This is a genomic window from uncultured Paraglaciecola sp. (assembly GCF_937123705.1).
In the GTDB taxonomy this organism is placed as follows: Bacteria; Pseudomonadota; Gammaproteobacteria; order Enterobacterales; family Alteromonadaceae; genus Paraglaciecola.
In genome coordinates this window covers 1-3,262 of the sequence record NZ_CAKZKO010000051.1, presented here as the reverse complement: position 1 = coordinate 3,262, position 3,262 = coordinate 1, and the positions used below count along the sequence as shown (strand labels likewise).

Genomic DNA, 3,262 nt, shown 5'->3' with positions numbered 1-3,262 from the left:
GGAGTCCTCGTTAATGTAAATCGAGGCTCCAGTCTATGCAGTTGTCCTATGTGGACTCGGTTAGATAGATTGAAGAATTGGATGCCTTGCTAGGGTGCTTAACTATTTGGAAATAACTGTTAGAATTAGGAGGAATAAACAGTGTACAGCTTATAACGAGCAGAAATGAAAAAGGCCGCCTTTCAGCAGCCTCTTCAAATTCTTCTAGATTTCGCCAAAAAACCTATGATTTAAAAGCAATTTCTAGTCAGATTCTGCCCTAGAGCCATATCACGAGCCGATGCTCGGAGGGGGTGTATCTAGGACTTACAGACACAGTATAGGATTGGAGATAAAGATTTGCAAGTAGATCAAGCGTTCATCAACGCACTAGAGGTAACGCTTTCGAAGTCCCGATTGGACACCTACCGCACATACTTCAGCTGTCAAAATGATGCTGAAGCTCTTGGAACGTATCTTTGGAATAAGTCCTTATCAACAGCATTTTACCCCCTGCTTCAGGCGACTGAAATTACTTTACGAAATTCAATTCATTCAGCTGCATCCGGCCATTTCAGTGGTAACAAAGAATGGTTTTTAATGAAGAAATTCCCCTCTGCGAAAAAAGAGGCTGATAAGCAATACCTGAAAAAAGATCGTAAAACACCAATTACTCCCAGACCATCTTCAGATACCGTTGTAGCATCTTTGAGCTTTGGCTTTTGGGTTAATTTACTTACGCAGAACTACGATGACCCAGTGAAAAATACCAAACTTTGGCCAACGTTGATTCCAAAAGTGTTCCCAAATGCAAAAAGCACGAACGCAACAAGGACCGCATTACATCATCGATTTAAATTTATAAAGGACTTTAGAAACAGGGTTGGCCACTATGAACCCATCTGGAAAATACGTGATACTGTTGACGGTGGTGGAAATATTATTCGCTTAGGTCCTACGACCCCGGAAGAAAGCATCATCCGCTTAAACGAATACGTTGATCTGATTGCAGAGAGTTTAATGTGGATGAGCTTTGAACGGTATGATTTTATTGTTGGTATGGGCATCATAGATCACATAAGACAACTATGTTCTCTTGAGGCATTGAGCCATTTTCAGGGAACAAATCCAACCAAACTAAAAGTCAACAAGTTGAAACATGAACTTTCAAAACGTCATAAAGAAAATGGTTCCGTCTCTGGGCTTTATGAACTAACAACATCACCTAAAGGCGTACATAAAGGGAGGAGCATTGTGCTTGAAGTTAAACAGATTTACCCACCAAGACTGATCAAATAAGCCAATCCTGATAAAAAATAAGGTCCACAAAGCAGTGACTTTGTAGACCCAAACCTTTTAAAGGCCTCTTTTGAGTTTATCAGGTGCCCAGTAAAACGGCGCTGATTGCTGGAACATTTGTACCAATAACTTCTTGAGTGCTGGCAACAACAGGTAAGGTTGCAGACATAACACTTTTATCGCCTACAAGCGATGGCAGAAGCGCCGTTGCTAGCCAACCGGTTTAGCTGAGCCCGTTTTTTCACACCCTGGGTGTTAAAATTTATCACACTTTAAACTAACCAAGTCCTTTTAATCCCCCACCCTTAGAAACCAAGTCAACAAATTTGACGCTTTTTTATGTCATTATTGTAAACTTGAACCCTGAAAAAATAAGTCTACACTTATAACATGTTTAAGTGTCATCCTTGATAACTAGAGGCGTATAGTGAAAAAGGCTGAGGCAATTAAAAAGCTCTTAGAATATGACAAGCGTGGTCGCTGTGTTTTTACTAATTCAGATCTGGCCAAAATCTTTCATCAAGATAATGAACGAGCATTGCGTGCAGGAATTAAACGTTTGCAAGACGATGGCTTACTCACCCGAATCATTAATGGTGTGTACTTATACAATTTAGCGCAGTCGAAAGGCAGCGATACGTTGGAGCAAATTGCTAAAACCATTCGGCGTGGAGAATATAACTACATTAGCCTAGAGTCTGCACTTTCTGATTTTGGAGTTATTTCGCAAATTCCAGTAGATCGCTTAACTGTTATGACAACGGGACGTTCCGGTGAATTCAAAACACCTTTGGGTACAATTGAATTTACGCATACGAAACGAGATCCAATGGATATTTTAGAAAATACCAGTTTAGTCGGCAGACCGCTTAGGTTAGCAACGAAACAAACTGCATACAGAGACTTAAAACGAGTTGGCCGAAATACACATTTAGTAAGCAAGGATGGGCTATATGAAAATTGATCAAGAAAATTTCGCGCAATTGGTAAATAAAGCAATGCAGGTTGAAAATGTATCTCATATGCGCTCAGTGATAGAGAAAGAGCTCTTACACTACGATATTTTATTTGCGCTAGAGAAAGGTGGACTTCTAGACAAACTAACTTTTCAAGGTGGCACTTCATTGCGCCTTTGTTATGGCGGCAATCGTTTCAGCGAAGATCTGGATTTTGCTGGCGGGAAGGATTTCAGCTCAGCGATGCTGGCAGACATGAAACATTGTATAGAAAAGTACATTGGCGAACGATACGGGCTTGAAGTGACAGTAAAAGAACCAAAGGATCTAAAGCAAGATCCTAAATATTCTGAATTGAGCATTGATAAGTGGCAAATAGCTGTAGTGACTTCTCCTGAGAGAAAAGATCTGCCAAAACAAAAAATCAAAGTAGAAGTGGCAAACATTCCAGCCTATACAAGAGAGCCCCAACCTCTTCAAATAAACTATGATTTTTTGCCTGATGGATACAGTGATACGCTAATTTTGACAGAAAGCTTGGATGAAGTCATGGCGGATAAAATCATTTCCTTGCCTGCCACTACAAGGTATGTCCGCCACCGAGATATATGGGATTTAGCTTGGTTACAGCAACAAGGCGCGACACTCAATATGGACTTAGTTAAAAACAAGGTGTCAGATTATAAACTTGAGCACTTCAACAAAATGTTGGATAACTTTGTCGACCGACTTCCTGATATTGTATCTAGTGAAGCGTTCATTGCAGAAATGAAACGTTTCTTACCAACAGATGTATTTGATAGAACCCTAGCTCAGGATAAGTTTCAAGTTTACCTGCAAAATACTTTGGCGAAACTATTTAAAACTGTGAGTAACGAATTACTAGGCAACGTTACTAATAATGAATTTAGAATGTAAAAAATTGGGTCTAAAAAGCAGTGACTTTGTAGACCCAAACCTTTTAAAGGTCTCTATTCAGTTTATCAGGTGCCCAGTAAAACGGCGCTGATTGCTGGAACTGTTGTGCC

The 3,262-nt window shown here is 40.0% G+C and carries 3 protein-coding genes; all 3 read left to right on the top strand.

Annotated elements, in window-relative coordinates:
- Positions 1–339 precede the first annotated feature (339 nt).
- The 3 genes from Q0688_RS08660 (at position 340) to Q0688_RS08650 (ending at position 3,152) form a co-directional block, all read left to right on the top strand.
- Positions 340–1,278 carry an Abi family protein gene (locus Q0688_RS08660; protein ID WP_029627976.1) on the top strand — a complete coding sequence of 313 codons (939 nt, stop codon included), beginning with the start codon at positions 340–342 and terminating at the stop codon, positions 1,276–1,278.
- Between the two features lie 427 nt (positions 1,279–1,705).
- On the top strand, positions 1,706–2,242 hold the full coding sequence (locus tag Q0688_RS08655) for a DUF6088 family protein (RefSeq protein ID WP_007105006.1): 537 nt from the start codon (positions 1,706–1,708) through the stop codon (positions 2,240–2,242).
- On the top strand, positions 2,232–3,152 hold the full coding sequence (locus Q0688_RS08650) for a nucleotidyl transferase AbiEii/AbiGii toxin family protein (protein WP_299074955.1): 921 nt from the start codon (positions 2,232–2,234) through the stop codon (positions 3,150–3,152). Before Q0688_RS08655 ends, Q0688_RS08650 begins: the two co-directional genes overlap by 11 nt.
- The last annotated feature ends 110 nt before the right edge of the window (positions 3,153–3,262 follow it).